The following is a 26,896-nucleotide window of genomic DNA, read 5'->3' as shown; positions in this document are numbered from 1 at the left end:
GCTAGGCGCGTCTGCGCCAGCGGTGATGCAGTTCCAGCGCGTGGGCGGCGAAGGCGCAGGCCAGGAACCCGGCGATCCAGGGCCAGGGCGCGTCGAGGGACGACGCCCGGAATGCCGCCACCAGCGCGCCGCCGGACAGCAGGAAGGGCAGCAGCCGCGACGGCCGCTCACCGAGCCCGGTACGCCGCCAGTGCCACCACAGCAGGCCGCCCTCCAGCGCCAGGACCAGAAGGATCAGGTCGTAGATCCGCCCGTCGATGAACAGCGCCTCGACCATCGCCCGCCCTCACCGAACCCGGGCCAGGCCCAGCAGATGGGCCGAGTCCTTCAGGAAGATCCGCAGATGGGCGAGCGGGTCGGACCGGACCAGCTCCTTGTTCATGTAGGACTGCCAGGTCAGGCGCTGGACGTCCGGATCGGCGCAGATGCTGACGAACCGCTCGCGCCGGCGGTCTGTCGTGTACCAGAAGGACTGCAGGATCCCGAGCACCCAGAACACCCGGCCATGGGCCTTCATGAAGGTCTTCCGCGCACCGGCCAGGGCCCGGGCGTCGCCGCTCTCCAGGAACGCCAGCGCGGCGTCGGCCGCCATCTGTCCGCCGGCCATGGCGTAGTAGATCCCCTCGCCGGAGGCCGGGGCCACCGTGCCGGCGGCATCCCCCGCCAGCACCACGTCGCGGCCGTTGTCCCACCGCTTCAGCGGCTTCAGCGGGATCGGCGCGCCCTCGCAGCGTATGGTCGTCGCCCCGTCGAGCCCGGCGCGGGCGCGCAGGGCGGCCGTCGCCTGACGCAGCGGGAAACCCTTCCGCATGCTGCCGGTGCCGACGCTGGCGGTGCGGCCATGGGGAAAGATCCAGGCGTAGAAATCGGGGGACAGGTCGCGCTGGTAATAGACGTCGCAGCGGTCCTCGGCGATGCCGTCCGGCGTGTCGATGATCTCGTGATAGGCGAAGACGCATTTCACCTTGCCGCCGCCCGGGACCTCCTGGCGCGCCACCTGGGAGCGGGCGCCGTCGGCACCGATGACGACCCGGGCATCGACCGAGAGAAGGTCGCCCGCCTCGCCGCAGCGGTACTGCACGGTGACCGTGCCGTCGCCGCGCCGGGTGATGTGATCGTAGGTGCCGGTCCGGCGCTCGGCCCCGGCCCGCGCCGCGCGCCGGCGCAGGGCCTCGTCGAAATGCTCGCGGTCGACCATGCCCACGTAGCCATCCTCGATCGGCATATCCACGGTGCGTGACGATGGGGCGATGATCCGCGCCCCGCGCGCCCTGGCGACGATGAGCGTGTCGGGGATCGCGAAATCGCGCACGAGCCGGGGCGGTATCGCGCCGCCACAGGGCTTGATCCGGCCGGCCCGGTCCAGCAGCACGACGGAACGGCCGGCGCGCACCAGCGTCTCCGCCGCCGTCGAGCCCGACGGCCCGCCGCCGACCACCACCGCATCATAAACTTTCCGCTCAGCCATCTCCCGCCCTCCTATCGGACCACACCGGCGATCACGCCGCGCCCGAGAGTGAGGCGGTCGATCCCTTGCGTCGCTGCGTCGCCGGTCCGCCCCAGACGCAGGGCCAGCAGACCGGAGATCACGAACAGCCCGGCCTCGACGGCGAAGACGGTGCCGTAGGCTGCGGGAATTGAATCGAGGACGAGCCGGGCCAGGTCCACGGAGACCGCGCCCAGGAAGCCGCCGAGGCCGAAGGCGATGGCCTGGGCGGCACCGAAGACGCCCATGCGGGTGCCCTCCCGCCGCGTCCTGCCGCCGGCGGCGATCGACATCATCATGGCGATGGCGGCGACGGCGAAGGCGCCGTTAGACACGCCCAGCACGAAGACGTTGGCCCGCAGCGGCCACCACGCGGCGGCACCGCCGGCCAGGGCCAGTCCGAGCATCGCCACGCCGGAGCACAGACAGCCGCCGACGACCCAGAGTCCCAGGGATCCCTCCCGTCGCCGGCCGAGCAGCGTGCAGACCGCACCGACCGCCAGCATACCCAGCAGCACGCCGCCGTGATGAACGCCCGAAAGCGCGGTCGACTGGCCGGGCGTGAAGCCGAACACCAGCCCGGCATAGGGCTCCAGGATCAGGTCCTGGGCGCTGTAGGCGAGCATGGAGAGAAACACGAACACCGCGAACCGGCGGACCGTCGCATCCTGCCAGGCCTCGCTCAGGGCGGCGCGGAACGGCGGCGCCGGGGCCTCGTCCACCGGCATGCGGCGTGCGCGCTCCACCCCCCAGACCGACAGGGTGGCGACCGCGAAGGCGATGGCGGAGGCCGCCGCGACGAGCCCGACCAGCCGTTCCGGCGAATAGGGATCGAGCAGTGCGCCCAGGGTACCGGCGGTGAGGGCGAAGCCGGCGATCATCATCAGCCACACCACGGTGGCCGCGGCGGGACGCCGCTCGGGCGTCACCTCGGTGGCCAGCAGCACCAGCAGCGACGTTCCGGCCGCGCCGACACCGGCCCCGATCATCAGGAAGGCGACTGCGGCGGCCACCAAGCCGAGCACGGGATCCACCGACATCCAGGCCGTGGCCAGCGCCGCCCCCGCCCCGCCGAGGCTGAGCAAGGCCATGCCCCCAATGATCCAAGGGGTGCGCCGGCCTCCGGCATCGGAGCCGTACCCCCAGCGCGGACGCAGGATCTGCACCGCGTAATGGGCGGCAACCAGCAGCCCCGGCACCATGGCCGGCAGGGCAAGCTCCACCACCATCACCCGGTTCAGCGTCGAGGTGGAGATCACCACGACGGCCCCCAGAGCCGTCTGCACCAGGCCCAGCCGCAGAATGCCGATCCATCCCAGCGCCGGTGCCATCGCGCCCACCCCCTAGAGCCCGCGCAGCGCCACGGCGCCGGCCAGCATGCCGAGGACGTAGAGCGTGGTGCCGGTCGCGTTGTACCAGGAGGCATAGGCGCGCGGGTCTTCCAGTAGCCGCACCATCAGCACGACCTGGACGGCCAGCAGGGCGGCGACCAACGCGCCCGCCAGGGCCGCGCCCCAGGAGAACAGCAGGAGGCTGACGGCGACCTGCGGCAGCGCCATCACCACGCAGGCGAGCCAGGCGGCGGGCCGCACGCCGAGCTGCACCGGCAGGGAGCGGATGCCGAGCGCCTGATCGCCCTCCACCGCCTTGAAATCGTTGAGGGTCATGATACCGAACGCCCCGAGGCTGTAGAGCCCGGCGAGCAGGAGGACCGGCGTGTCCGGCAGGCCGCCGATCATCGCCGCCGTGCCGGTGAACCAGGGCAGCCCCTCGTAACACAGACCGACGGCGAGGCAGCCGAACCAGCCATTGCCCTTCAGACGGATCGGCGGCGCGCTGTACAGCCAGGCGAGTACCAAGCCCACGCACACCGCGGCCACCACCCACACGCCGAGCAGCGTCGCGACGGCCAAGGAGACGGCGGACCAGACGATGCCGACATAGAGGCCCCACCGGCCTGGCACCCGGCCCGAGGGGATCGGACGGTTCGGCTCGTTGATGGCGTCCACATGGCGGTCGAACCAGTCGTTGACCGCCTGGCTGGTACCGCAGACCAGCGGCCCTGCCAGCAGCGCCCCAAGGATCAGCATGGGCCAGGCATCAAGGATGGGCACGCCGGAGGAGACCACGCCGCACATGAAGGCCCACATGGGCGCGAACCAGGTGATCGGCTTGAGCAGTTCCAGCAGCGCTCCCGGCGCCGGATGGCGGGACTGCGTAGCCCGGGATGAGAGCGTATCGACCATGGAGAAAACGTTAAAATTGACACTTTGGAATGTCAATTTATCTTTACACTCGAAATACGAGAAAGCGCCGCCGGTGATCTATCGGAGGCGTGGGGCAGGTATCGCCCTGAGACCAGACCTGAGATCGGTCCGGAAATCAGTCTTCGGGGGAATCCAGGTCGGAGAAGCCGTAGCGGCGGAGCTTGGAATACAGGCTCTGCCGGCTCATCCCCAGCATCTCCGCCGCCGAGGCCCGGTTGTCGCCGGTCAGCTTCAGCGCCGTCTCGATGCACAACCGCTCGATGACGTCGGTGGTCTCGCGCACCAGATCCTTCAGGGTCACCCGGCCAACCAGCGCGGTGAGCTGCGACGCGTCGCGCGGCAGCGCGGTCGGCTCGCCGCCGATGATGTCGATGCGGCTGCGGACGGGGCGCATGGCGAAACCGAGGCAGGCGTCGTCGTTGCCGGACACGGACACCGCCGACAGCTCGATCGGCTCGCGGGCGCCGAACTCGCCATTGATGACCGTCGCGAACTGGCGCAGCGATCCCTGCTTGCGCAGGTTCGCCGAGATGACGTTGACGTCGACGGAGCGGCCGAGCCAGCGGCTCAGCGGTTCGCCCAACGCCTGTTCCTCCGTCGCCAGCTGCGCCAGATCCAGGAATGCGGAATTCGCGGCAATGATCCGCTGATCCATGTCGGTGACGACGAACCCGTCGGGAATTTCCGAAATCGCCCGCAGCAGGGACGCCCGGACCTGATCCTCGGCCTCGACCGGCGCCACAGAATCCGTCCGGCCGAAGCGCAGCAGGAAATGCGCGTCGTTGCCCTGACGGAAGATCGAGGCACCCATTTCCAGCTTCAGGTCCTGCCCTGCCACCAGCACCGACGTGGCGCCCGCGCGGCCGGTCGCCCCGACCGAACCGAGCAGGGCATTCATGTCGTCGTGGCTGCCCTCGGCGATCAGGTCCTTCAGCGACCGTCCGCTCAGCGCCTTGGCGTCCTGGTTGAGCAGGCGCGCGGCGGCCGGATTGACCTCGACGATCTTGCGGCTGGTGACGTGCAGGATGACCACCGCCTCGGAGGCGACCTGGAACAGCAGCCGGTAGCGGGTCTCGGCATGCCGAAGCTTGGCGTATTCCCGCTCCATCGTGGTCTGGGCGTCGATCAGCCGCTGCTGCAGGTCGGCCATCGCGCTCAAGTCGCGGCCGAGAACGAGGATGCGTTCGTCGCTCATGCGCAGCGCCACGTAGCGGACCGGCATGTCGATGCCGGTGGGCGACGGATGGTTCACCTGGCGCCAGCGCGTCGCCGTTCCCGTCGCGGCTTCGGCCAGCAGTTCGGCGACCTTGTCCCGGCTTTCCTTGGTGACGGTCTCGCCCCAGCGGCGCCCGATCCACTGATCGAACTTTCGGCCCTCGAGATCGGAATTGCTGAACGCGATGTCGCTGACCACGCCCTCGTGGTCGACGATCAGAGCGATATCCGCGGCCATGCCGATCGCCATCGCTGCGATGTCCGCATCGAGGTCGCCGATGGACTTGCGCGGCGATTTGAAAGGGTTCAACACTTCGGCTAGCGTAGGTAGGTTAATGACCACTCGCGACTCACTCAGCTTTTTCAATGACAAGCCGCGGGCCGGCGGCCTGAGTTCTAAAACCCCGTAGTTTCTAGCCGTCCGTGTCGGTCAGCGGCTCTATTCTCCCTTGAGCCGCGACAGGCTTTGCGATTGGACAACAGCCTCCAGACCGTCATTCGCCGATGCGTCGGCACCGACAAGGCTGACCCACTCCGGGTGCTCCTGAAACATCGCTCCGCCGACAATGACTCCAACCTTCCGGTTTCGCGAAGACATTCGTACGCTTTTGATAACCGAGGCCAATCTGTCTCGCAACAGTTCGCCGCTGAGCGAGAATCCGACCACCGAAAACCATTGCTGGCGAACCCGCTGAACGACCTCGGTCTCGGTCTCCGGAATCTCGTCGAACACCGACCATCCGGCGCGCCGGAAGAACTCGCTGACCAGCGTCAGTCCGAAGGTGTGCTGTTCGCCCGGCGTCACCGCCAGCAGGACCGTCGGGCCACTCGGATTCCACTCCTCCGTCATCTCGAATCGGCCCGACACCGTGCGCAGCAGACGTTGCAGCCGGGCCAGCGCGATCGTCACGTCGGTGAAGTCGCACAGATCCTCTTCCCACATCACCCCCAGCAACCGGGCACTCGGTGCCAGCAGATCCAGCAGCAGAGTCTCCAGGTCGACCCCGCGCGCCTCGATCTCCAGCACGAACGCGTCGACGAAGTTGTCGGAGCGCGCCAGCAGATGCGACGCCAGCAACTCGACATCGGCCGCCGTCACCCCCGACCGGGACCGCGGCTCGGCCGGGCTGACGCCGTGGATCAACAGAAGGCGGGGAATGACCTCGCTTTCTATGGTCCGCATGAGACGGCCGGCAGAGGGCGGGCTTCGATCCCGCTTCGGCGGCTCACGGCTTGCTGTCAGCAGAGCATGGTCTATCGCACGATACAGGCCATCTACAGCTGCTCGAATCTCCGGCATGGTATGCAACCCCCCGTAGTTTTTTATCGAGCTTTTCTTAACGGTACACCGGTTTGACACGGGTGTAAGTCCAAATCTTCGGACACCCGCATCGGCTCGCTATTTCCCTGCCATCTCCCGTACTCGCGCCAGCACACACCGCTTGCTGCAGCAGATTACGTCAGATTCAAGCGTGAATGTACAAATTATTTGACGTCAAGTTTGTTTGACACTCCCGTTAAATCGCTCTTACAGTGTTTGCATAAGGAGACCGGGAGGCAATCCCGGCAGGCCTCTAAGGGAGATGGACGATGTCTGTATCCAGGACTCCGAGCCGACCCGTCCGCCCGATCTACACGGCGGAGCAACGGCGGCGGCGGGACGAAACCCGATGGACCCTGGTACAGGGAATCCTCGCCCCGGCGCAGTTCCTGGTTTTCCTGATCAGCCTGGCCCTGGTGCTGCGGTTTCTCGCCACCGGCGAAGGCGCCGGGCTGGCCGCCGCCTCCATCGTCGTGAAGACCCTGTTTCTCTACGCCATCATGGTGACCGGCTCGCTCTGGGAAAAGGCGGTGTTCGGCAACTACCTCTTCGTACCGGCCTTCTTCTGGGAGGATGCGGTCAGCATGGTGGTGATCGCCCTGCACACCGCCTATGTCGTGGCCCTGATCGCCGGCTGGGGGTCGACGACCGCGCAGATGCTGATCGCGCTCGCCGCCTACGCCACGTATGTCGTGAACGCCGGCCAGTTCCTCCTGAAGCTCCGCGCCGCCCGGCGCCAGGTCCCCGGCCGAGCCGGGTCCTCGGAGGCCGGGTCCTCAGAGATCCGATCCGCTTCGGCGCTGGAGATGGCACGATGACCGTCGCGCTGAAACCCGGCTCGCCGGCCGCGTCCGGCTGTCTCGACGCCCCGATCCTGCGGGAGCGCGGCCAGCGTGAGGTGTTCTGCGGTCTGACCGGGATCATCTGGCTGCACCGCAAGATCCAGGACGCGTTCTTCCTGATCGTCGGCTCGCGCACCTGCGCCCATCTGATGCAGTCGGCCGCCGGCGTGATGATCTTCGCCGAGCCCCGCTTCGCCACCGCGATCATCGAGGATCGCGACCTGGCCGGGCTGTCCGACGCCAATGACGAGCTCGACCGGGTGGTCGAACGGCTGCTGGCCCGGCGGCCCGACATCAAGCTGCTGTTCCTGGTCGGATCCTGCCCGTCGGAAGTGATCAAGCTCGACCTGTCGCGGGCCGCGGCGCGCCTGTCGCAGCGTTATACGCCAGACGTGCGGATTCTGAACTACTCGGGCAGCGGCATCGAGACGACCTTCACCCAGGGCGAGGACAACTGCCTCGCCTCCCTGGTGCCGACGCTTCCGGAGGCGGACGCCGACACGCCGTCGCTTCTGGTGGCCGGGACCATCGCCGATGTTGTCGAAGACCAGCTCTGTCGCCTGTTCGAAGGGCTGGGCATGCCGGCCCCCGCGTTCCTCCCGGCGCGACGGGCCGGCGATCAACCGCGGGTCGGCCCCGGCACCCGGTTCCTGCTGGCCCAGCCCTATCTGCCGGAAACCGCCCGCCTGCTGGAGGCGCGTGGCGCCACGCGGCTGGCGGCTCCCTTCCCGCTCGGCGCCGACGGCACCACCGAGTGGCTGCGGGCCGCGGCCGATGCCTTCGGCGTCTCTGAAGAGCGGTTCCAGGCGGTCACCAAGCGCCCCCGGGCGCGGGCCGTGGCCGCCCTGCAGCATCACCGCGCGGCACTCGAAGGACGCTCGATCTTCTTCTTCCCGGACAGCCAGCTCGAGATCCCGCTGGCCCGCTTCCTGTCGCAGGAACTGGGGATGCGGCCGGTCGAGGTCGGCACGCCCTATCTGCACAGGGGCATCATGGATCCCGAACTGGCGCTGCTGCCGCACGGCACACGGCTGTCCGAGGGCCAGGATGTCGACCGCCAGCTCGCCCGCTGCCGCGCCGACGCGCCCGACCTCGTGGTCTGCGGCCTGGGCCTCGCCAATCCGCTGGAGGCCGAGGGTATGGCCACCAAGTGGTCGATCGAGCTCGTCTTCACCCCGGTCCAGGGCTACGAGCAGGCGGGCGACCTCGCCGGTCTGTTCTCGCGCCCGCTGGACCGCCGCACGCGGCTGGAGGTCTGACCATGAAGCTCGCGGTCTGGACCTACGAAGGACCGCCCCATGTCGGCGCGATGCGGGTCGCGACGGCGATGCACGGGTTGCACTACGTCCTGCACGCGCCCCAGGGCGACACCTATGCCGACCTGCTGTTCACCATGATCGAGCGGCTGCCGCACCGGCCGCCGGTGACCTACACCACCTTCCAGGCCCGCGACCTGGGCAGCGACACCGCCGAGTTGTTCAAGCGCACGCTGGGCGACGCCTACGAGCGCTTCAAGCCGCAGGCCATCATGGTCGGCGCCTCCTGCACGGCGGAACTGATCCAGGACGATCCCGGCGGACTCGGGCGCACCCTCGGCCTTCCGGTGCCGGTGGTGCCCCTGGAACTGCCCTCGTATCAGCGCAAGGAGAACTGGGGCGCGTCGGAGACGCTGTACCAGCTCGTCCGCGCCTTCGCCGGGGCGAACGCGCCGGAGCCGGGGACGCACCGTCCGCCGCGCGATCCGGCCGCCCGCCCGAGCTGCAACATCCTCGGCCCGACGGCGCTCGGCTTCCGCCACCGCGACGACGTGGACGAGATCACGCTTCTGCTCCAGCGCCTCGGCGTGGAGGTGCGCGTCACCGCCCCGCGGGGCGCGTCGCCCGCCGACCTGGCCCGGCTGGGGGAGGCGGATTTCAACGTGGTGCTCTATCCGGAGACCGGCGAGGCGACGGCGCGCTGGCTGGAGAAGACCTTCGGTCAGCCGCGCACCCAGACGGTGCCCATCGGCATCGGCGCCACCCGGGCCTTCATCCGGGAGGTGGCCGAGCTCGCCGGCATCGATCCGTCGGCCGAGCTCGACCGGGAGCAGTCCCGCCTGCCGTGGTACTCGCGCTCGATCGACAGTACCTACCTGACCGGCAAGCGGGTCTTCATCTTCGCCGACGCGACCCATGCGGTTGCCGCCGCCCGGGTCGCGGCCCACGAATTCGGTTTCGAGGTGGTCGGGGTCGGCACCTACGACCGCAGCTTCGCCCGGGATGTCCGCGCGGTCGCCGAGGAACTCGGCACCGAGGCGCTGATCACCGACGACTACCTGGAAGTGGAAGACCGGATCGCCGAGCTGCGGCCGGAGCTGGTGCTGGGTACCCAGATGGAGCGCCACATCGCCAAGCGGCTCGGCATCGGCTGCGCCGTGATCTCCGCCCCGGTGCATGTGCAGGATTACCCGGCCCGCCGCTCGCCGCAGATGGGGTTCGAGGGTGCCAACGTGCTGTGGGACACCTGGGTCCATCCGCTGATGATGGGGCTGGAGGAACACCTGCTCGGGATGTTCCGGGGCGATTTCGAGTTCCACGACGACGCCGGTGCCTCGCACCACGGCGCCGCCGCCACCGCCCGCCCGGCCGAGCCGGCGCCCGAGCCGGAGCCGGAGCAGCCGGCGAACGACGCCGACGGCCCGCACTGGAGCCAGGACGCCGACCGCGAGCTGCGCAAGATCCCCTTCTTCGTGCGCGGCAAGGCCCGCCGGAACACCGAGACCTTCGCGCGGGAGCGCGGGTTCGACACCATCACCATCGAGACGCTGTACGATGCCAAAGCCCATTTCGCGAGATAGGGCCGCCCCGCCCGTGCGGGTGGTGGTCGTCACGATGGACAGCCATCTGGCCAATGTCGTGCTGCGGGCCGGCGCCGAGCTGCGCCGCGACCTGCCGGGCCTTCGGATCGACTATCACGCCGCCTCGGACTGGGGCGACAATCCGAGCGCCCTGGAACGCTGCAAGGCGGACATCGCGGTGGGCGACATCGTCATCGTGACGATGCTGTTCATCGAGGAACACATCAAACCGATCCTGGAGGATCTGCGGGCGCGCCGCGACCACTGCGACGCCATGGTGTGCTGCCTGTCCGAGGGCGAGGTCGTCCGCCTCACCCGCCTCGGCAGCTTCAAGATGGACGGCAGCCAGAAGGGACCGCTGGCGCTGCTGAAGAAGCTGCGCGGGTCGAAGAACTCGAAGTCCAGCAGCGGCGCCGGCCAGATGGCCATGCTGCGCCGGCTGCCGCGGATCCTGCGCTTCATTCCCGGCACCGCCCAGGACATGCGGGCCTATTTCCTCAGCCTGCAGTTCTGGCTCGCCGGCTCCGACGTCAACGTCGCCAACATGGTCCGGCTGCTGGTCGACCGCTATGCGGACGGGCCCCGGCGCGTCCTGCGCGGCAGCCTGAAGGTCGGCGCGCCGATCGACTATCCCGATGTGGGCCTCTACCACCCGACGATCGAGGGCCGGATCGCCGAGCGACTGGACCAGCTTCCGCGCCGCAAGGGGGCGAAGGGCCGGGTCGGCGTGCTGGTCCTGCGCTCCTATGTGCTGGCCGGCGACACCGGGCACTACGACGCCATGCTTCAGACCCTGGAAGCCCGGGGTCTGGAGGTCGTGCCGGCCTTCGCCAGCGGGCTGGACTGCCGCCCGGCGGTCGAAGCGTTCTTCATGAAGGACGGCAAGGCCACGGTGGACGCGGTCCTGTCCCTCACCAGCTTCTCCCTGGTCGGCGGCCCCGCCTATAACGACGCCGCCGCGGCCGAGGACATGCTGGCGCGGCTCGACGTGCCCTACCTGATCGCCCAGGCGGTGGAGTTCCAGACCCTGGAGCAGTGGCGCGCCGACGACCGGGGCCTGCTGCCGGTGGAAAGCACCATCATGGTGGCGATCCCCGAGCTCGACGGCGCGATCGCCCCGACCGTGTTCGGCGGCCGCACGGGGACCACGACCCGCTGCGCCGACTGCGACCCGAGCTTCTGCGCCAACCGGGAAGGCGCGCGGGCCATGTGCCCGGACATGGAGCGGGTGCACAGCCTCGCCAGCAGGGTGGAGAAGCTGGTGGCTCTGCGCCATACGCCGATCGACGACCGCAAGGTCGCGGTCGTCCTGTTCAACTTCCCGCCCAACAGCGGGGCGACGGGCACCGCCGCCTATCTCTCTGTCTTCGAATCCCTGTTCCGGGTGCTCAAGGGCATGGCCGCCGCCGGATACCACGTCGAGCTGCCGGCCGACGTGGAGGATCTCCGCCAGCGCATCCTGACCGGCAACGCCGCCCAGTTCGGGGCCGACGCCAACGTGCTCGCCCGCATCCCGGCCGACGACCATGTGCGCGGCGAGCGGTATCTGAGCGAGATCGAGGCGGTCTGGGGCCGGGCCCCGGGCCGGCATCAGACGGACGGTCGCGCGATCCAGGTCCTGGGCGCCGCCTTCGGAAACGTCATAGTCGGAGTCCAGCCGGCCTTCGGCTACGAGGGCGACCCGATGCGGATGCTGTTCGAGAAGGGTCTGGCGCCGACCCATGCCTTCTCCGCCTTCTACCGCTGGCTGCGCGAGGATTTCGCCGCCCATGCGGTGCTGCATTTCGGAACCCACGGCGCGCTTGAATTCATGCCCGGCAAGCAGACCGGCGTGTCCGGCGCCTGCTGGCCCGAGCGGCTGATCGGCGACCTGCCGAACATCTATCTCTACGCCGCCAACAACCCGTCGGAGGGCACGATCGCCAAGCGCCGGGCGGCGGCGACCCTGGTCAGCTACCTCACCCCGCCGGTGACCAATGCCGGGCTCTACAAGGGCCTGATCGATCTCAAGGAGGCGGTGACGACGTGGCGCCAGCTGCCGCCCGACGCGGAGACCGAACGCGCCCGCCTCGCCCCGGTGATCCAAGCCCAGGCCGCCGGATTCGAGATGGCCGAGGCCGAGCCGGCCTGGAGCGACGCCGAGGCCGAGCAGAACATCCTCCGGCTCGCCGACCAAGTGACGGAACTGGAGCGCACCCTGATCCCGCACGGCCTGCATATCGTGGGCAAGCCGACCGGCCCGGAGGAGCGGTTCGACCTGCTGATGGCCGTCAGCGAGGCCCGCACCGGTGTCGAGCCCGACCCCGCCCTGGTCCGTGCGGTGGTCGCCGGTGCCGCATCCGATGCCGCGGCTCACGCGCAGACACCGGCGCTCCGGGAGGAGTTGGCCCTGCTCGCCGACATGAACGCCAAGCTGCAGGAATGCGTCGAGATCGATGCCCTGCTGCGGGCGCTGGACGGCCGCTACATCCGCCCCGTGGCCGGCGGCGACCTGCTGCGCACCCCGTCGATCCTGCCGACCGGCCGCAACGTCCACGGCTTCGATCCCTACCGGCTGCCCAGCGCCTTCGCCGTCGCGGACGGCGCTGCTCAGGCGGAGCGGCTGATCGCCCGCCATATCGAGGACGGCAACGCCCTGCCCGAGACCATCGCCATCGTGCTGTGGGGCACCGACAACCTGAAATCCGCCGGTGCGCCGATCGGCCAGGCCCTGGCCCTGCTCGGCACCCGGCCGCGCTTCGACAGCTACGGCCGGCTCTGCGGCGCCGACCTGATCCCGCTGGAGGAACTGGGCCGGCCCCGGATCGACGTGATGATGACCCTGTCCGGCATCTTCCGCGACCTGCTGCCGCTGCAGACCAAGCTGCTGGCCGAGGCCGCCTACGAGGCGGCGGCGGCCGAGGACGAGCCGGCCGACATGAATTTCGTGCGCAAGCACGCGCTGGCCTATCAGGCGGCCCAGGGCTGCGACTTCGAGACCGCCGCCCTGCGGGTCTTCAGCAATGCCGACGGCGCCTACGGCGCCAACGTCAACCTGATGATCGACAACGGCGCCTGGCAGGACGAGGACGAGCTGGCGGAGACCTATACCAACCGCAAGTGCTACGCCTACGGCCGCTCCGGCCGCCAGCAGCGCCAGCACGACCTGCTGGAGCGGGTGCTCGGCGACGTCCAGCTCGCCTACCAGAATCTGGAATCGGTCGAGCTCGGCGTGACCACGGTCGACCATTACTTCGACACGCTGGGCGGGATCGGACGCGCGGTGCGCCGCGCCCGGGGGTCGGAGGTGCCGGTCTATATCGGCGACCAGACCCGCGGCGCCGGCCTGGTGCGCAGCCTTGGCGAGCAGGTCGCCCTGGAGAGCCGCACCCGGGTCCTGAATCCGAAATGGTACGAGAGCATGCTCGAGCACGGCTACGAGGGTGTCCGCAACATCGAGGCCCAGGTCACCAACACCATGGGCTGGTCGGCGACGACCGGACAGGTCGCCCCCTGGGTCTACGAGAAGATCACCGAGACCTTCGTGCTCGACGCCGCCATGCGCGAACGGCTCGCCACCCTGAACCCGAAGGCCTCGGCCCGGGTCGCCAACCGCCTGCTCGAAGCCCACGAGCGTCACTACTGGTCACCGGATCCCGACACCCTGTCCGCCCTGCGCGAGGCGGGGGATGAGCTGGAAGACCGGCTCGAGGGCATCACCACCGGGACGGCCGCAGCATGAGGCACGGAAAGGACATCACCATGACACCGCCAGACGGCATCACCGGAACCGGCCCCCGCCAGGACGGCGAAGGCAGCGTCCAGGTCAAGATGGACCCGGCGCTCGACATCGGCAAAGCCAAGGTCTTCGCGGTCTACGGCAAGGGCGGGATCGGCAAGAGCACGACCTCATCCAACCTGTCGGTCGCCTTCTCCAAGCTCGGCAAGCGGGTGCTGCAGATCGGCTGCGATCCCAAGCACGACAGCACCTTCACCCTGACCAAGCGGCTGGTGCCCACGGTCATCGACGTGCTGGAGAGCGTGGACTTCCACCCCGAGGAGCTGCGGGTCGAGGACTTCGTCTACGAGGGCTACAACGGCGTCATGTGCGTCGAGGCCGGCGGTCCGCCGGCCGGCACCGGCTGCGGCGGCTACGTGGTCGGCCAGACGGTGAAGCTGCTCAAGGAGCATCACCTGCTCGACGACACCGACGTGGTGATCTTCGACGTGCTAGGCGACGTGGTCTGCGGCGGGTTCGCCGCCCCGCTCCAGCATGCCGACCGGGCGCTGATCGTCACCGCCAACGATTTCGACTCGATCTACGCCATGAACCGCATCGTCACGGCGATCACGGCCAAGGCGCGGAACTACGATGTCCGGCTCGGCGGGGTGATCTGCAACCGCAGCAACGCCACCGACCAGGTCGACAAGTACAACGCCGTCGCCGGCCTGCAGACCATGGCGCATTTCCCCGACCTCGACGCCATCCGCCGCAGCCGACTGAAGAAGGCGACGATCTTCGAGATGGACGACGCGCCGGAACTGGAAGCGGTTCGTGCCGAATACCTGCGGCTGGCCGCGGCCCTATGGGCCGGTGTCGAGCCGATGGAAGGCACGGCAATGCGCGACCGCGACCTCTTCGAACTCCTGGGATTCGACTGATGCTGAGCGCCACCTACACGGATCGCCGCCAACAGGTCGAAGCCTATTTCGACCGCACCGCCGCCGATGCCTGGGCGCGGCTGACCTCCGACGCACCGGTCAGCGGCATCCGGGCGACCGTGCGGGCCGGACGGGACCGGATGCGCCGCCTCCTGCTGGGGTGGCTCCCCGAGGATCTCGCGGGCCGGCGAGTCCTCGATGCCGGTTGCGGCACGGGTTCCCTGGCGGTCGAGGCGGCGCGCCGCGGTGCCCTTGTGACGGCGATCGACATCTCGCCGACGCTGATCCAACTCGCGCGCGAGCGGACGCCCGAGGACCTCGGCGCCGGACGGGTGGAATTCCTGGTCGGCGACATGCTGGACCCGGCGCTCGGCAGCTTCGACCACGTGGTGGCGATGGACAGCCTGATCCACTACCGCACCGAGGACGCCGTGCAGGCTCTGGGCCGACTGGCGCCGCGGACCGCCGGCTCGATCGTCTTCACCTTCGCCCCGCGCACCGCCCTGCTGACGGTCATGCACACGGCCGGCCGGCTGTTCCCCCGGGGCGACCGCGCCCCGTCGATCCAGCCCACCGCCCATGCCCGCCTGCGCGCGGCCCTCGACCGCGAGGGCTGGGTGTCCGGCATGCGTCCCTGCCGCAGCGAGCGGATCGACAGCGGCTTCTACATCTCCCAGGCCATGGAGCTCGCCCGGTCATGACGGAGAAGCGTCGCAAGCTGTCGGCCTTGTGGATGGAGGTGGGTCCCCGCTTCCTGCCCTTCGCCGACGCGGCGACGCCCGACCTGCCGCTCGGCCGGCTGCTGCGCCTGTCGCTGTTCCAGGTCTCCGTCGGCATGGCGATCGTGCTGCTGAACGGCACCCTGAACCGGGTGATGATCGTCGAAATGGGCGTGCCGACCTGGCTGGTGGCGATGATGATCTCGCTGCCGCTGCTGTTCGCGCCGTTCCGCGTGCTGGTCGGCCACCGCAGCGACACCTACCGATCCCTGCTCGGATGGCGCCGGGTGCCGTTCCTGTGGATGGGCTCGCTGCTGCAGTTCGGCGGGCTGGCGATCATGCCCTTCGCGCTCATCATCCTGTCCGGCGACATCACCACCGGCCCGCAATGGGTCGGCTATGTCGCCTCCGCCCTGGCCTTCCTGCTGGTCGGCATCGGTCTGCACACCACCCAGACCGCCGGTCTGGCGCTGGCCTGCGATCTTGCGACCGAGGAGTCCCGGCCGCGGGTGGTGGCGATGCTCTACGTGATGCTGCTGGTCGGCATGGGCGTGTCGGCCCTGGTGGTCGGCGGGCTGCTGCAGGATTTCAGCCAGCTGCGGCTGATCAAGGTGATCCAGGGTACGGCGGTGGCGACCATCGTGCTGAACCTGATCGCCCTGTGGAAGCAGGAGGCGCGGGATCCGTCGCGCACCCGCCCCGACCGGGCGCGGCCGAGCTTCGGGGAGTCCTGGACCGACTTCGTCCGCGGCGGCCGGGCCGGACGGCTGCTGCTCACCGTGTTCCTCGGCACCGCCGCGTTCAGCATGCAGGACATCCTGCTGGAGCCCTATGGCGGCGAGATCCTGGCCATGTCGGTCGGCGAGACCACGCGGCTGACCGCGCTGTTCGCTGCCGGTACCCTGGCCGGCTTCGCCATCGCCGCCCGCGATCTGGCCCAGGGCGGCGATCCGTGCAAGCTCGCCGCCTTCGGCTGCGTCGTCGGCGTCTTCGCCTTCTCCGCCCTGGTCTTCGCCTCGCCCCTGCAGTCGGCCGCCCTGTTCCAGGGTGGCACCGTGCTGATCGGGCTGGGCGGCGGCATGTTCGCCATCGGCACGCTGGTCGCCGCCATGTCCCTGGCGGAAGCCGGCGGCGGCGGCCTGGCGCTGGGCGCCTGGGGCGCGGTCCAGGCGACCGCGGCCGGCGGCGGCATCATGGTCGGCGGCGCGCTGCGCGATCTGGTCTCGCAACTGGCCGCGCGGGACCTGCTGGGCACCGCCCTGAACCACCCCGCCACCGGATACGGCGCGGTCTACCATCTCGAAATCGTTTTGTTGTTCGCGACCCTGGCCGTCGTCGGTCCCCTCGTCCGCTATGCCGGCGGACAACCGGGACCGTCACGGCAGAAGTTCGGGCTCGCGCAATTCCCCGGATAAGGGAGGGAGGAAGCCATGGAAATCGGCTCAGTGATTGGCAATATCGATGTGGCGCAGGTCGTCCTTTACGCCTTCTGGATCTTCTTCGCGGGGCTGATCTACTATCTGCGCCGCGAGGATCGCCGGGAGGGCTATCCCCTGGAAGACGCGGTCACCGGCAAGATGTGGCCGGTCGGCGCGCTGACGATGGCTCCGGTCAAGCGCTTCGCCCTGCCGGAAGGCGGCTATGCCGAGGCGCCGAACTACCTGCGCGAGGCCCGCACCCTGAATGCCGAACCGGTGGCCCGCTTCCCCGGCGCTCCGCTGCGCCCGGTCGGCGACGCCATGCTGGCCGGTGTCGGTCCGGGCGCCTGGGCCGAGCGCAAGAACATCCCCGACCTCACCGCCGACGGTGCCCCCCGGATCGTGCCGATGCGCTCGGTCGACGATTTCGGCGTGGTAGAGGGCGATCCCGATCCGCGCGGCATGCCGGTGGTCGCCGGTGACGGCAAGGTCGCCGGCACGGTCACCGAGCTCTGGGTCGATACCGCCGAGGTGCTGATCCGCTTCCTGGAGGTCCGGCTCGGTACCGGCGAGGAGGCCACCCAGGTCCTGCTCCCCGCCGGCTTTGCCGAGGTCGGGCGCGGCCGGGTCTCGGTGCCATCGATCCTGTCCACCCAGTTCGCCGCCGTCCCCGGCATCGCCGGTCCGGACCGGATCACCCGGCTGGAGGAAGAGCGGATCATGGCCTATTTCGGCGCCGGGCTGCTCTACGCCGACTGGCGCCGGCAGGAGCCGCTGCTATGAGCAACAGCGCGGTGATCTTCGGCGAGTTCGACGACTCCCGCCCGGTAACCGACGCCCCGGCCGCCATGGCCGGCGACGAGCGGATCGTGTGGCAGGGCGCGCCGGACTGGCGGCGCTTCGCCCTGTCGGTGATGAAGCTCCGCACCATCGCCCTGTATTTCGCCGTGATCATGGCCGCCCGTTTCGCCGCCGATCTGGTGGCGGGACAGGGTGCCGGCGCCGGTCTGATTTCCGCCGCCTGGACCCTGTGCCTGGCGGCTCCGGTCCTGGCCTTCCTGGCGCTCTACGCCAGGCTGGTCGCCCGGAGCACCCGCTACACGGTGACGACGCGGCGGATCGTCCTGCGCATCGGCGTGGCCATGCCGATGACCGTCACCGTCCCGGTCGGCCTGGTGGACACCATCGACCTGCGGCGCAACGCCGACGGTAGCGGCGACATCCTGATCGGCGTCCTGCCGGAGCAGCGCCTGTCCTATTCGGTGCTGTGGCCGCATGCCCGCCCCTGGTGCTTCAGCCGGCCTCAGGCCGCGCTGCGCGCCGTGCCGGACGCAGAGGCCGTCGCCGAGACGATCGGCCGGATGCTGGCCCGCCAGACGACCAAGGCGCCGGCCCAAGAGTCGGTGCAGGGGTCGGCCGCCAAAGCGCCGGCACGGGACACTGGCTCCGTCGCCGCGGCGGCGGGCTGAGAGACGAGGGAGGATGACGATGGCCACCCAAGCCCCCCCAGCCAGCGGCGCCCCCCGCGACGACGCGCCCCAAAACGACGCTCCTCATAACGACGTTCCCAGGGGCGCGCTGATCGCCGCCGGCATCCTGGTGGCCTTCTCCATCGCGCTGGCCGGCGCCACCCGGCTGCAGGGCGGCCACACCATCGCGCCGCCCGCCGCCGAGACGGTCGAGAGCCGGGCGCTGATCTTCCAGGACCGGACGGACCGCGGTATCGCCGTGCTGGACGCCGCCTCCGGAGAGGTGATCGCCGACCTCGCCCCGGGCACCCACGGCTTCGTGCGCGGCATGCTGCGAGGTCTCTCGCGCGACCGCTACGTCCACGGGGTGGGCGCCGAGATCCCGTTCACCCTGACCCGCTGGTCCGACGGCCGCTATTCCCTGAGCGACCCGGCCACCGGCAGCGTGCTGCATCTGGCGGCCTACGGCTTCGCCAACGTGCACGAATTCGCCACCTTCCTGCCCGGCCCGGCAGGAACCACAGCCCAGATGAAGGAGGCACGCCCATGATCGGGATGTTCCTGGTCGACCGTCAGGTATTCGACGTCGACTGCACCATCGACGTGGAGTGCTCGATCGAGAGCTTCCACGCCCATGTCGAGTTCGAGGGCGACCGCACGCTCCAGCCCGGCGATCAGGTGCTCGTCCATGGCGAGCCGATCACCGTGCCCTATGGCGAGAAGCGGCAGATCACCCGCCGGGCCACCGTGACCCGGGCCGGCTGGCTCGAGCAGCAGTGGACCCGCCTCGCCGCCCATCTGGAACTGACCGAGCTCTACGATCTCAGCTTTACCGAACGGAGGGATCTATGAACGCCGCCGTCGCCGACGCGCTGGACGCGCGCTACGACACCACGGGCATGGCGCGGGAAGACACCGTGCTGAGCCCGCATTTCTACACCACCGATTTCGACGCCCTGGACCGCATCGACGTGGAGCCGGTACGCGCCGACTGGGACCGCCTGATGGAGGAGTTCCAGGCCGACGACAACCGCGGCCATTTCAAGCGGACGCAGGAATGGGGCGAGGTCGATTTCGACGGCTACTCGCCGGAACTGCAGCGCGAGCTGGTCGACTTCCTGGTCAGTTCGGTCACATCCGAATTTTCCGGCTGCGTGCTCTACGCCGAGACCAAGAAGCGGGTCGCCAACCCGGAGATCAAGCGGCTGTTCCGCTTCATGGCCCGGGATGAATCCCGCCACGCCGGCTTCATCAACGACACGCTGAAGGATTTCGGCATCGGCGTGAACCTCGGTTTCCTGACCAAGTCCAAGAAGTACAAGTATTTCAGCCCGAAATTTATCTTCTACGCGGTCTACCTGTCGGAGAAGATCGGCTACGCCCGCTATATCACGATCTACCGCGAGCTCGAAAAGCACCCGGAGAACCGGATCCACCCGATCTTCAAATGGTTCAAGGAGTGGTGCAACGACGAGTTCCGGCACGGCGAGGCCTTCGCCCTGCTGATGCGGGCCAATCCGCACCTGCTCAAGGGCCGCAACAAGCTGTGGATCCGCTTCTTCCTGCTGGCGGTCTACGCCACCATGTACGTGCGCGACCACAACCGCCCGCACTTCCACGCCGCCCTCGGCCTGGATCCGACCGAGTACGATCTGCAGGTGTTCCGGGTCACCTCGGAGATCTCCAAGCAGGTCTTCCCCTTCACCCTGCAGACCGACGCCCCGGCGTTCCGCGCCGGGCTGGAGCGGCTGCGGCGGATCGCCGACGGCATCGCCGAGGCCCGGGCGGAAGGCGGCCTCATGGGCGGCCTGCGCCGGATCGGCCTGACGGCGGCGGCCGGGGCAACCCTGCTGCGGCTGTATCTGCATCCGGTGCGCGACCACGAGGTGCCCGCCTCGATCCGTCTGGCCCCGACCTGGTAGGCGGCGGTGCCGGACCTCGCCACATACGCCCTGCCCCTGCTGTTCGCGCTGGGGCTGTGGTGGTTCAGCACCGGGCTGATCCTGTGGCTGGTCCGGCTGCCGCGGCACCACCGACCGGTCGTCCTGACCGGTGCGACCACGGTGCTGGCGGTCGCCCTGATCGCCATCGTGCGGACCGCCGACGATACCGCTGCCGCTGCCGGTTACCACGGCTTCGCGGCGGCCCTGGCGGTGTGGGGCTGGCACGAGCTGGTCTTCCTGCTTGGGCTCGTTACCGGGCCGCGCAAGACGGCCCTTCGGCCCGGTGCGACCGGCGCCGAACGGTTCCGCCAGGCCACCGCCGCCATCGCCTATCACGAGGTCGCCCTGGCGGCGACGGCCGGCCTGCTGTTCGTGTTGACCTGGGGGGCGGAGAACCAGGTTGCGGCCTGGACCTTCCTCGCCCTGTTCGCCAGCCGGCTGAGCGCCAAGCTGAACCTGTTCCTGGGGGTCCCGCATTTCGCCGACGAGCTGATGCCCGACCACCTGCTGCATCTGCGCAGCTATTTCGCCGTGCGGGCCATCAACCCGCTGTTTCCCCTGTCGGTGACCGCGATCACCGCGGCCGCCGCCCTGACTCTGGCCGCTGCCTGGCATCCCGGCACCGCGCCCGTTGCGGTGGCCGGGCTGATCTGTATCGCCGGCCTGCTGCTGCTGGGCGCGGTCGAGCACTGGTTCATGGTGCTGCCGATCCGCGACGCCGCCCTTTGGCGCTGGGCCGCCGGGCGGACCGCGCCGACGGCGCCGGCATCGATCGACCCGGACACGACCCGTTTCGAACCACGCCCGACCCCGGCGACCGGCTCTGGATGAGCCCGGCACCGCGACGACACAGGAGGTGACCATGAACTACGAATCCTTCTTCGAAGGCCAGTTGGAGGCCTTGCGGGCCGAGGGCAGATACCGGGTTTTCACCGATATCGAGCGCCACCGGGGTGCCTTCCCCCGGGCACGCCGCCATGCCGAGGACGGATCCGACCCCTGCGATGTGACGGTCTGGTGCTCGAACGACTATCTGGGCATGGGCCAGTTCCCGCCGGTGCTCGAAGCGATGCACGCCGCGCTCGACCAGTGCGGCGCCGGCGCGGGCGGGACGCGGAACATCTCCGGCACCAACCACCACCACGTGCTGCTGGAGCGCGAGCTGGCCGATCTGCACGGCAAGGAGGCCGCCCTGCTCTTCACCTCCGGCTACGTGTCCAACTGGGCGGCGCTCAGCACGCTGGCGGCGCGGATCCCGAACTGCGCGGTGCTGTCCGACGAGTCGAACCACGCCTCCATGATCGAGGGCATCCGCCACAGCCGGGCCGAGAAGATCCTGTTCGCCCATAACGATCCGGAGGATCTGAACCGCAGGCTGGCGGCCCTGCCGGCGGACCGGCCGAAGCTGGTGGCCTTCGAGAGCGTCTATTCGATGGACGGCGACATCGCGCCGATCGCCGAGCTCTGCGACGTGGCCGAGGCCCACGGGGCCATGACCTATCTGGACGAGGTCCATGCGGTCGGCCTGTACGGTCCGCGCGGCGGCGGCATCTCGGAGCGCGAGGGCCTGGCCCATCGGCTGACGGTGATCGAGGGCACGCTCGGCAAGGCGTTCGGCGTCATGGGCGGCTACATCGCGGCCTCGGACGCCTTGTGCGACTTCGTGCGCAGCTTCGCCTCCGGCTTCATCTTCACCACCGCCCTGCCGCCGGCGGTCGCCGCCGGCGCCGCCACCAGCATCCGCCACCTGAAGACCAGCCAGGTGGAGCGGGAGCGCCAGCGCGACCGGGTGGCGAAGGTGCGCGCCGGCCTCGATGCCGCCGGCATTCCCCATCTCGCCAACCCGAGCCATATCGTGCCGGTGATGGTGGGCGATCCGGTGCACTGCAAGCAGATCAGCGACACCCTGCTCGACGAGTTCGGAATCTACGTCCAGCCGATCAACTATCCCACCGTGCCCCGCGGCACGGAACGGCTGCGCATCACCCCGTCGCCGATCCACTCCGACGCCGACATCGACCATCTGCTGACGTCGCTGGGCAAGGTCTGGGCGCGCTGCGGCCGGAGCCGGATGGTGGCCTGAGCGGCATGGGCACGGCGGCCGTACAGGACCCGAAAATCCCGGCGGTCGCCGCCGACGGCTCGCTCTACCCGATCGGCAAGATGGCGGCGCACCGCCAGGGCGTCCTGCACTTGGCGGTATCGATCTTCGTGACCTGTCGGGGACGGCTGCTGATCCAGCGCCGCGCCCTGTCGAAATACCATTGTGGCGGGCTGTGGGCGAATACCTGCTGCAGCCACCCCCACTGGCGCGAGACGGCGGCCGATGCGGCCCGCCGGCGCCTCGCCGAGGAACTCGGCATCACCGGTGTCACGCTCAGCCCCATGGGGGAACTCGCCTATCGGGCCGATGTCGGCGGCGGGCTGGTCGAGCACGAGCATGTCCACCTGTTCCATGGCGCGGCCCCGGACGCCCTGACGCTCGACCCGGATCCGGAAGAGGTCTCCGACACGCGCTGGATCGGCGTCGAGGAGCTGCGCGGCGAGCTGGGGAGCGACGCCTCGCGGTTCGCGCCGTGGTTCCGGATCTATGCCGACCGCCGTCCCGACCTGATGGGCTGATCCGATAACCTGAACATCTGCCTCACCCCTTCTCCCACCCTCCCCCACCCGCGCACTCCCCGGATTTAGTCCGGGGCCCACGCATTTCTGCGGCAGTGAACTCACCGCGCAACCGCCAGCGTCCGTGTTGCGGACCAGTGGGCCCCGGAATAAATCCGGGGAGAGAGCGGGAGGCGGCGAGGGTCGGCTGCACCGGGCAAAAAAATTGGGCCGGTCAGCGGTACGCTGGATCCGGCCCAAGGAGAGGGATGAGAAGGGCGCCGGCTTGGATTGGCGCTCTTCCCGGACGCCGTCACTTCATAGGGGCGAGTGACGGGTACTTGTCGAGCATCGTCGCGCCGTAGAACGGCTTGAAGACACCCTGGTGGCAGGTGGCGCAGTTCGCCTTGGCCACGTCGCCGGTCGGGCCCAGACGGTTCTCCGGGAACGTGCCCTGCAACGGCGCCAGGTAGTCGGCGTTGATGCCGCGGACCATGCGGATCCCGTGCCAGGCGGTGGTGCGGGTCGGCGGGCTCATCTCCCAGCTCCCGATCGCCTGGGTGTTGTGGCAGTAGGTGCACCCGACCCCGAGGCTGCTGGACATGTGCATCATCAGCCCGTAGGTCTCCTCGGTCTGCTTGATCGAGGCGCCACCGGCATCGGTCGGCAGGGCCGCCGTGGCCTGGACCCGGATGTTGCCGTCCCCCGCCAGATAGCTGGCCAGGGAGGTCGCCGGCAGCGAGGTATAGCCGTTCTGCGCCGACGGACGGTTCTGGTCGTGGTTCCACCCCAGCATGCCCTTGCCGGCATAGCGCTGCGGCTCCTCGTCGAACCAGACGTTCTCCGGCACCGGATTGCCCCGGTGGCAGGTGTAGCAGGTCACGCCGGTCTCCTTGACGTGGTCCTGCCAGTTGGCGTTCACGTCACGGGTCATCTGGATCATCCGGCGGGCGACCACCTTGGTGTAGACCGAGTCATCCGCCAGGTTGTCCGGGTTGTGGCAGTAGTTGCATCCCTGCTCCGGCGAGACCCACTCGGTGATCGCCGTCATCAGGCGGATGAACTGCGGCTCCGGAAGATCGCCCAGCACCTGGACGTTCTCGTAGACATCGCCCGCCTTGTCCGCCTGGGCCAGGTCGGCCGGGCTGTCGAGCGGATAGATCTCCTCCGGGATCGCGTTCAGCGCGGCCAGCATGGCCTGTTCCCGAGGGTTGTTGGGCTCCTGCATGCCGGTACCGCGGTACCCGGTCTGCTCGTAGCCGATCGGCGGACGCTCCCAGCCCACGGTGAAGAGGAAGGCGATCACCAGGAGGGCCGCGAAGGGCAGGATGGCCGCTAAGATGCCGAAGTTTTTCATCACACAGGCCCTCCTTACTGGGTCGGATCCGGGGTGGGCGCCCACATTTCCGGATAGGCCGGCGCAAAGTCGTGCTTCACCGCCCACAGGTACCAGTTATCGACCACCGTCCCGGTGAGCAGGATGCCGATGCCGCCGGTCAGCGGACACAGCACCGCGAACCACCAGGCCCAGCGGTGGATCGATTCCATCGAGGCGTTGAAGCCCATGGTCCAGCGCCAGAACAGGGCGGCACGCTCCGAAGCCGTACCGCGGTCGACGATCTGTTCGATCTCGCGCTCGCCGCCGTAGCGGCCCACGGCCAGGATCGTCGCGCCGTGCATGGCGAACAGCAGGGCCGAGCCGTACAGGAAGACGATCGAGAGGGCGTGGAACGGGTTGTAGAACAGGTTGCCATACCGGATCGAGAAGGCCGCCGTCCAATCCAGGTGCGGGAAGATCCCGAACGGTACCGCCTCCGACCAGCTCCCCATCAGCAGCGGCCGGATGAAGCCGAGCACCAGGTACAGCCAGATCGCCGCGGCGAAGGCCCAGGCCACATGGGTGCCCATGCCGAGCGCGCGGGCCCGGGAGTACATGCGCATCCACCAGAGCATGATCGAGGTGGTCAGCATGAACCCGGTGAACAGCCACCAGCCGCCCTCGTTCATCGGTGGGATGGAGAGCCCGTATTCCGGCGACGGCGGCTCCAGGGCGAGCCAGGGAAGCTGTCGGACGAACTCGATCGGGTTCCAGTCCACCGAGGCCCACATGTTGAGCCCGATGGTGACGAAGGCCGTCAGTCCGAAGGCGAGCGAGGCGAGGCCCAGCGACCCCAGATAGATCGGCCCGATCTGCGCGTTGCCGATCCATCCGAGGAACGGGGCGACGATCGGCGTACCGATCCTCGGCTCGTCGCCGGCGGGTAGCGGGACACCGTAGTGCGGATGTCCCTCAACCCGGACGCGTGTGAAGATATTCTGATAATGAGCCATTTCTCCCTCCTCCCCCGACTAGCCCCAGACCGGCAGGTCGAGCCACCAGTTCCACCATTCGGGCCAGCCGCGGGTCCAGAAGGGCCCGCTGATGACGATGCAGACCGCACTCCAGAACCCGGCGTTCAGCGCCACGAAGAGGCCGAGCCGGTGAATTCCCAGCGTGCCGACCGAGTAGCCGATCGTGTCGCGGACATAGGTGTCCTCGTGTTCCGGCGTCTTGATGGTCTCCCCCGGTTGCGGGTTGACCGACGACAGGACCACGGCCCCGTGCAGCGACAGCAGCAGGCAGGTGGTGAAGAAGAACGACACCGCCAGCATGTGCGCCGGGTTGTAGTGGAAGTGCAGGAACTGGTAGCCGACGTTCGACACCCAATCGAGGTGGCTGAAGATGCCGTAGGGAAAACCGTGTCCCCAGGCCCCCAGCAGGAACGGCCGGATCACCACCAGCGTCACATAGGCGAAGATCGCGACGCCGAAGGCGATCGGCACGTGATAGCCGATGCCGAGCTTGCGGCAGATCTCGACCTCGCGCAGGGCCCAGGACACGAAGGCGCCGATGGCGCACATGGTGATGATCTGCCAGAGCCCGCCCTCGGCCAGCGGCGCCAGCGCCAGGCCGTAACTGATGTCCGGCGGCGCGATGGAGATGAGCCAGGGATTCCAGGTCGGGCCCAGGGCCGCCCCCCAGAAGATCAGGGCGGTGCCGAGCACCGAGAAGAAGATCGTCAGGACGCCGAAGAATCCTACATAGAAGGGACCAAACCAGAAGTCGAAGAGGTCACCACCGATCAGCGTTCCGCCGCGGACCCGATATTTGCGTTCGAAACTGAGCAAAGCCATTGTCGCGCTCCTCGCATGGCCGCCTTGTTGTCACTCCGCAGGGAAAAGGGTCGGTCAGCGGCCGAAGGAGTCCCGCGGTTTTGGGGACGGACGGGGCTGTTGAGGCGCACCGTCCGTTCCCGAATTGGGTGCCGGGCGTCTGGATCGGCAGGTTCATTGTCTGAGCCTCCGATCACGATCGTCCCGGCATAGCCGTCGTCAGCCACCCAGCCAGTTGAAGCGATCTGTGCTCAACAGGATGAAATGGATCAAGAAGGCCAGGATCCCCAGGAAGACGAACTGCCCTACGAGCACCCGTCTCGGATCCATGATTAGCCAAACTCTCCACATTGCCCGTCCCTCCCTAGACCAGGTTGACCAAAGAAGTCGCTGCGACCTTGACGCCGTCGATCATCGACTGCGCATAGCCGTCAGGACCAGGGATCCAGGGGCGCCACATCCACACCAGGATGTGAGCGACCACCGCGATCGCCGTGAAGATCAGGAACCCCTGCATATAGAAGCGATGGAATTCCTGCGCCTCACCTTCGGTGAGTCCCGAAAGAGAGTCGGCCCGATTGGAATCTACCATTTTGTTTCCCTTCGGATTCTTTCTCGTATGCGTTACCGCGCTTCTCCCGCACGGCAGAGAATCCGTCGATGCCGGGCTAGGCCCGATCAATCTCGGCGGATGTCCGTCCGGCCGGAACCGGACGAACCTCGGGACCCGCTAGCCCATCATCGCGTAGGGCAGGTAAGCGCCGGCAGCGGCGCGTGCCTCCGCGAAGATGGAGCGGGTGGACTGGTCGGATGGCGGCCAGGGACGCCAGCGCGCAGGTAGGACCTTCGCGACGATGGCAGCCGACAGGAACAAGGGCAGAGTGAGGACGAAGAGCAGCCGGTAGTCCCGGTCGTCCGTGCCGTGGCCGCTTCGCCGCGGAGGCTTGTGCGTGTGCATCTGCTATTCCTCCCGTCTTGTCTTACG

27 protein-coding genes are annotated in these 26,896 nt (G+C 68.8%); 15 read left to right on the top strand and 12 right to left on the bottom strand.

The features are described from left to right. Window position 1 precedes the first annotated feature (1 nt). The 6 genes from G578_RS0108645 to G578_RS0108620 all read right to left on the bottom strand — a co-directional run bounded on the left by G578_RS0108645 (window position 2) and on the right by G578_RS0108620 (window position 6,151). Window positions 2-277, bottom strand: a complete 276-nt coding sequence (locus G578_RS0108645; protein WP_028793892.1) for a hypothetical protein — start codon at window positions 275-277, stop codon at window positions 2-4. Window positions 278-286: 9 nt separating this feature from the next. Continuing rightward, the gene (locus G578_RS0108640; RefSeq protein ID WP_028793891.1) at window positions 287-1,468 is read right to left on the bottom strand and encodes a geranylgeranyl diphosphate reductase; all 1,182 of its coding nucleotides are present in this window, start codon (window positions 1,466-1,468) and stop codon (window positions 287-289) included. Between the two features lie 11 nt (window positions 1,469-1,479). After that, entirely contained in the window at window positions 1,480-2,817 is a 1,338-nt protein-coding gene (locus tag G578_RS25450; RefSeq protein WP_038013925.1) for a BCD family MFS transporter, read from the bottom strand. A 12-nt stretch (window positions 2,818-2,829) separates the two neighbouring features. Continuing rightward, the gene (chlG, locus tag G578_RS0108630; RefSeq protein WP_051244366.1) at window positions 2,830-3,732 is read right to left on the bottom strand and encodes a chlorophyll synthase ChlG; all 903 of its coding nucleotides are present in this window, start codon (window positions 3,730-3,732) and stop codon (window positions 2,830-2,832) included. A 136-nt stretch (window positions 3,733-3,868) separates the two neighbouring features. Then, window positions 3,869-5,278, bottom strand: a complete 1,410-nt coding sequence (gene ppsR, locus G578_RS0108625; RefSeq protein ID WP_211228881.1) for a transcriptional regulator PpsR — start codon at window positions 5,276-5,278, stop codon at window positions 3,869-3,871. A 129-nt stretch (window positions 5,279-5,407) separates the two neighbouring features. Continuing rightward, on the bottom strand, window positions 5,408-6,151 hold the full coding sequence (locus G578_RS0108620) for a cobalamin B12-binding domain-containing protein (protein WP_028793888.1): 744 nt from the start codon (window positions 6,149-6,151) through the stop codon (window positions 5,408-5,410). Between the two features lie 407 nt (window positions 6,152-6,558). Here G578_RS0108620 and bchF point away from each other — a divergent pair, with 407 nt between their 5' ends. From bchF to idi, 15 genes are read left to right on the top strand one after another with little or no spacing between them, the layout of a single operon-like run. After that, entirely contained in the window at window positions 6,559-7,107 is a 549-nt protein-coding gene (gene bchF / locus G578_RS25445; protein ID WP_051244363.1) for a 2-vinyl bacteriochlorophyllide hydratase, read from the top strand. Beyond that, window positions 7,104-8,390: a ferredoxin:protochlorophyllide reductase (ATP-dependent) subunit N gene (locus G578_RS0108610; RefSeq protein ID WP_028793887.1), complete on the top strand. Its 1,287-nt coding sequence runs from the start codon at window positions 7,104-7,106 to the stop codon at window positions 8,388-8,390. Before bchF ends, G578_RS0108610 begins: the two co-directional genes overlap by 4 nt. Before the next feature lie 2 nt (window positions 8,391-8,392). Next, window positions 8,393-9,967 carry a ferredoxin:protochlorophyllide reductase (ATP-dependent) subunit B gene (gene bchB, locus G578_RS0108605; protein WP_028793886.1) on the top strand — a complete coding sequence of 525 codons (1,575 nt, stop codon included), beginning with the start codon at window positions 8,393-8,395 and terminating at the stop codon, window positions 9,965-9,967. Then, window positions 9,942-13,688: a magnesium chelatase subunit H gene (locus tag G578_RS0108600; protein ID WP_028793885.1), complete on the top strand. Its 3,747-nt coding sequence runs from the start codon at window positions 9,942-9,944 to the stop codon at window positions 13,686-13,688. The genes bchB and G578_RS0108600 overlap by 26 nt, the downstream gene beginning before the upstream one ends. Before the next feature lie 20 nt (window positions 13,689-13,708). Continuing rightward, on the top strand, window positions 13,709-14,608 hold the full coding sequence (gene bchL, locus G578_RS0108595; RefSeq protein ID WP_051244858.1) for a ferredoxin:protochlorophyllide reductase (ATP-dependent) iron-sulfur ATP-binding protein: 900 nt from the start codon (window positions 13,709-13,711) through the stop codon (window positions 14,606-14,608). Beyond that, window positions 14,608-15,309, top strand: a complete 702-nt coding sequence (gene bchM, locus G578_RS0108590; RefSeq protein ID WP_028793883.1) for a magnesium protoporphyrin IX methyltransferase — start codon at window positions 14,608-14,610, stop codon at window positions 15,307-15,309. The genes bchL and bchM overlap by 1 nt, the downstream gene beginning before the upstream one ends. Next, window positions 15,306-16,742 carry a BCD family MFS transporter gene (locus tag G578_RS0108585; RefSeq protein ID WP_028793882.1) on the top strand — a complete coding sequence of 479 codons (1,437 nt, stop codon included), beginning with the start codon at window positions 15,306-15,308 and terminating at the stop codon, window positions 16,740-16,742. The genes bchM and G578_RS0108585 overlap by 4 nt, the downstream gene beginning before the upstream one ends. A 15-nt stretch (window positions 16,743-16,757) precedes the next feature. Continuing rightward, the gene (gene puhA / locus G578_RS0108580; RefSeq protein ID WP_028793881.1) at window positions 16,758-17,528 is read left to right on the top strand and encodes a photosynthetic reaction center subunit H; all 771 of its coding nucleotides are present in this window, start codon (window positions 16,758-16,760) and stop codon (window positions 17,526-17,528) included. After that, window positions 17,525-18,214 (top strand): photosynthetic complex putative assembly protein PuhB, encoded by a 690-nt coding sequence (puhB, locus tag G578_RS25440; RefSeq protein WP_051244360.1) that lies wholly within the window; start codon window positions 17,525-17,527, stop codon window positions 18,212-18,214. Before puhA ends, puhB begins: the two co-directional genes overlap by 4 nt. 19 nt (window positions 18,215-18,233) lie before the next feature. Next, window positions 18,234-18,764: a photosynthetic complex assembly protein PuhC gene (gene puhC / locus G578_RS25435; protein ID WP_051244356.1), complete on the top strand. Its 531-nt coding sequence runs from the start codon at window positions 18,234-18,236 to the stop codon at window positions 18,762-18,764. Beyond that, on the top strand, window positions 18,761-19,066 hold the full coding sequence (locus G578_RS0108565) for a hypothetical protein (RefSeq protein ID WP_245565580.1): 306 nt from the start codon (window positions 18,761-18,763) through the stop codon (window positions 19,064-19,066). Before puhC ends, G578_RS0108565 begins: the two co-directional genes overlap by 4 nt. Continuing rightward, entirely contained in the window at window positions 19,063-20,136 is a 1,074-nt protein-coding gene (acsF, locus tag G578_RS0108560; protein ID WP_038013921.1) for a magnesium-protoporphyrin IX monomethyl ester (oxidative) cyclase, read from the top strand. Before G578_RS0108565 ends, acsF begins: the two co-directional genes overlap by 4 nt. Window positions 20,137-20,142: 6 nt before the next feature. Then, window positions 20,143-20,988 carry a putative photosynthetic complex assembly protein PuhE gene (gene puhE / locus G578_RS0108555; RefSeq protein ID WP_028793878.1) on the top strand — a complete coding sequence of 282 codons (846 nt, stop codon included), beginning with the start codon at window positions 20,143-20,145 and terminating at the stop codon, window positions 20,986-20,988. Window positions 20,989-21,019: 31 nt separating this feature from the next. Next, window positions 21,020-22,240, top strand: coding sequence for a 5-aminolevulinate synthase (gene hemA / locus G578_RS0108550; RefSeq protein WP_028793877.1), 1,221 nt, complete (start codon window positions 21,020-21,022; stop codon window positions 22,238-22,240). 5 nt (window positions 22,241-22,245) lie between these two features. After that, window positions 22,246-22,779, top strand: a complete 534-nt coding sequence (idi, locus tag G578_RS0108545) for an isopentenyl-diphosphate Delta-isomerase (RefSeq protein WP_038013919.1) — start codon at window positions 22,246-22,248, stop codon at window positions 22,777-22,779. 292 nt (window positions 22,780-23,071) lie between these two features. On the opposite strand, the gene pufC is transcribed toward idi, so the two are convergent. The 6 genes from pufC to G578_RS25430 form a co-directional block, all read right to left on the bottom strand. Then, window positions 23,072-24,115, bottom strand: coding sequence for a photosynthetic reaction center cytochrome PufC (gene pufC, locus G578_RS0108540; RefSeq protein ID WP_028793875.1), 1,044 nt, complete (start codon window positions 24,113-24,115; stop codon window positions 23,072-23,074). A 14-nt stretch (window positions 24,116-24,129) separates the two neighbouring features. Then, on the bottom strand, window positions 24,130-25,089 hold the full coding sequence (gene pufM / locus G578_RS0108535; RefSeq protein ID WP_028793874.1) for a photosynthetic reaction center subunit M: 960 nt from the start codon (window positions 25,087-25,089) through the stop codon (window positions 24,130-24,132). Window positions 25,090-25,107: 18 nt separating this feature from the next. Further along, window positions 25,108-25,932, bottom strand: coding sequence for a photosynthetic reaction center subunit L (gene pufL, locus G578_RS0108530; RefSeq protein WP_028793873.1), 825 nt, complete (start codon window positions 25,930-25,932; stop codon window positions 25,108-25,110). 198 nt (window positions 25,933-26,130) lie between these two features. After that, on the bottom strand, window positions 26,131-26,262 hold the full coding sequence (gene pufA, locus G578_RS29025; protein ID WP_084618767.1) for a light-harvesting antenna LH1, alpha subunit: 132 nt from the start codon (window positions 26,260-26,262) through the stop codon (window positions 26,131-26,133). Between the two features lie 13 nt (window positions 26,263-26,275). Beyond that, a complete protein-coding gene (pufB, locus tag G578_RS0108520) occupies window positions 26,276-26,503 on the bottom strand; it encodes a light-harvesting antenna LH1, beta subunit (protein ID WP_028793872.1) in 228 nt (75 codons plus the stop codon). Between the two features lie 138 nt (window positions 26,504-26,641). Then, on the bottom strand, window positions 26,642-26,869 hold the full coding sequence (locus G578_RS25430) for a hypothetical protein (protein WP_038013917.1): 228 nt from the start codon (window positions 26,867-26,869) through the stop codon (window positions 26,642-26,644). Window positions 26,870-26,896: the final 27 nt, after the last annotated feature.

Origin of the sequence: Thalassobaculum salexigens DSM 19539 (assembly GCF_000423805.1) — a bacterium.
Classification (GTDB): domain Bacteria; phylum Pseudomonadota; class Alphaproteobacteria; order Thalassobaculales; family Thalassobaculaceae; genus Thalassobaculum; species Thalassobaculum litoreum.
Note: the sequence above shows the minus strand (reverse complement) of the source record. Positions and strands in the feature narration are given on the sequence as shown.

Coding starts and splice junctions, on each gene's coding strand:
- G578_RS0108645 (WP_028793892.1), bottom strand. CDS start 277: ATGGTCGAGGCGCTGTTCATCGACGGGCGGATCTACGACCTGATCCTT.
- G578_RS0108640 (WP_028793891.1), bottom strand. CDS start 1,468: ATGGCTGAGCGGAAAGTTTATGATGCGGTGGTGGTCGGCGGCGGGCCG.
- G578_RS25450 (WP_038013925.1), bottom strand. CDS start 2,817: ATGGCACCGGCGCTGGGATGGATCGGCATTCTGCGGCTGGGCCTGGTG.
- chlG (WP_051244366.1), bottom strand. CDS start 3,732: ATGGTCGATACGCTCTCATCCCGGGCTACGCAGTCCCGCCATCCGGCG.
- G578_RS0108620 (WP_028793888.1), bottom strand. CDS start 6,151: ATGCGGACCATAGAAAGCGAGGTCATTCCCCGCCTTCTGTTGATCCAC.
- bchF (WP_051244363.1), top strand. CDS start 6,559: ATGTCTGTATCCAGGACTCCGAGCCGACCCGTCCGCCCGATCTACACG.
- G578_RS0108610 (WP_028793887.1), top strand. CDS start 7,104: ATGACCGTCGCGCTGAAACCCGGCTCGCCGGCCGCGTCCGGCTGTCTC.
- bchB (WP_028793886.1), top strand. CDS start 8,393: ATGAAGCTCGCGGTCTGGACCTACGAAGGACCGCCCCATGTCGGCGCG.
- G578_RS0108600 (WP_028793885.1), top strand. CDS start 9,942: ATGCCAAAGCCCATTTCGCGAGATAGGGCCGCCCCGCCCGTGCGGGTG.
- bchL (WP_051244858.1), top strand. CDS start 13,709: ATGACACCGCCAGACGGCATCACCGGAACCGGCCCCCGCCAGGACGGC.
- bchM (WP_028793883.1), top strand. CDS start 14,608: ATGCTGAGCGCCACCTACACGGATCGCCGCCAACAGGTCGAAGCCTAT.
- G578_RS0108585 (WP_028793882.1), top strand. CDS start 15,306: ATGACGGAGAAGCGTCGCAAGCTGTCGGCCTTGTGGATGGAGGTGGGT.
- puhA (WP_028793881.1), top strand. CDS start 16,758: ATGGAAATCGGCTCAGTGATTGGCAATATCGATGTGGCGCAGGTCGTC.
- puhB (WP_051244360.1), top strand. CDS start 17,525: ATGAGCAACAGCGCGGTGATCTTCGGCGAGTTCGACGACTCCCGCCCG.
- puhC (WP_051244356.1), top strand. CDS start 18,234: ATGGCCACCCAAGCCCCCCCAGCCAGCGGCGCCCCCCGCGACGACGCG.
- G578_RS0108565 (WP_245565580.1), top strand. CDS start 18,761: ATGATCGGGATGTTCCTGGTCGACCGTCAGGTATTCGACGTCGACTGC.
- acsF (WP_038013921.1), top strand. CDS start 19,063: ATGAACGCCGCCGTCGCCGACGCGCTGGACGCGCGCTACGACACCACG.
- hemA (WP_028793877.1), top strand. CDS start 21,020: ATGAACTACGAATCCTTCTTCGAAGGCCAGTTGGAGGCCTTGCGGGCC.
- idi (WP_038013919.1), top strand. CDS start 22,246: ATGGGCACGGCGGCCGTACAGGACCCGAAAATCCCGGCGGTCGCCGCC.
- pufC (WP_028793875.1), bottom strand. CDS start 24,115: ATGAAAAACTTCGGCATCTTAGCGGCCATCCTGCCCTTCGCGGCCCTC.
- pufM (WP_028793874.1), bottom strand. CDS start 25,089: ATGGCTCATTATCAGAATATCTTCACACGCGTCCGGGTTGAGGGACAT.
- pufL (WP_028793873.1), bottom strand. CDS start 25,932: ATGGCTTTGCTCAGTTTCGAACGCAAATATCGGGTCCGCGGCGGAACG.
- pufA (WP_084618767.1), bottom strand. CDS start 26,262: ATGTGGAGAGTTTGGCTAATCATGGATCCGAGACGGGTGCTCGTAGGG.
- pufB (WP_028793872.1), bottom strand. CDS start 26,503: ATGGTAGATTCCAATCGGGCCGACTCTCTTTCGGGACTCACCGAAGGT.
- G578_RS25430 (WP_038013917.1), bottom strand. CDS start 26,869: ATGCACACGCACAAGCCTCCGCGGCGAAGCGGCCACGGCACGGACGAC.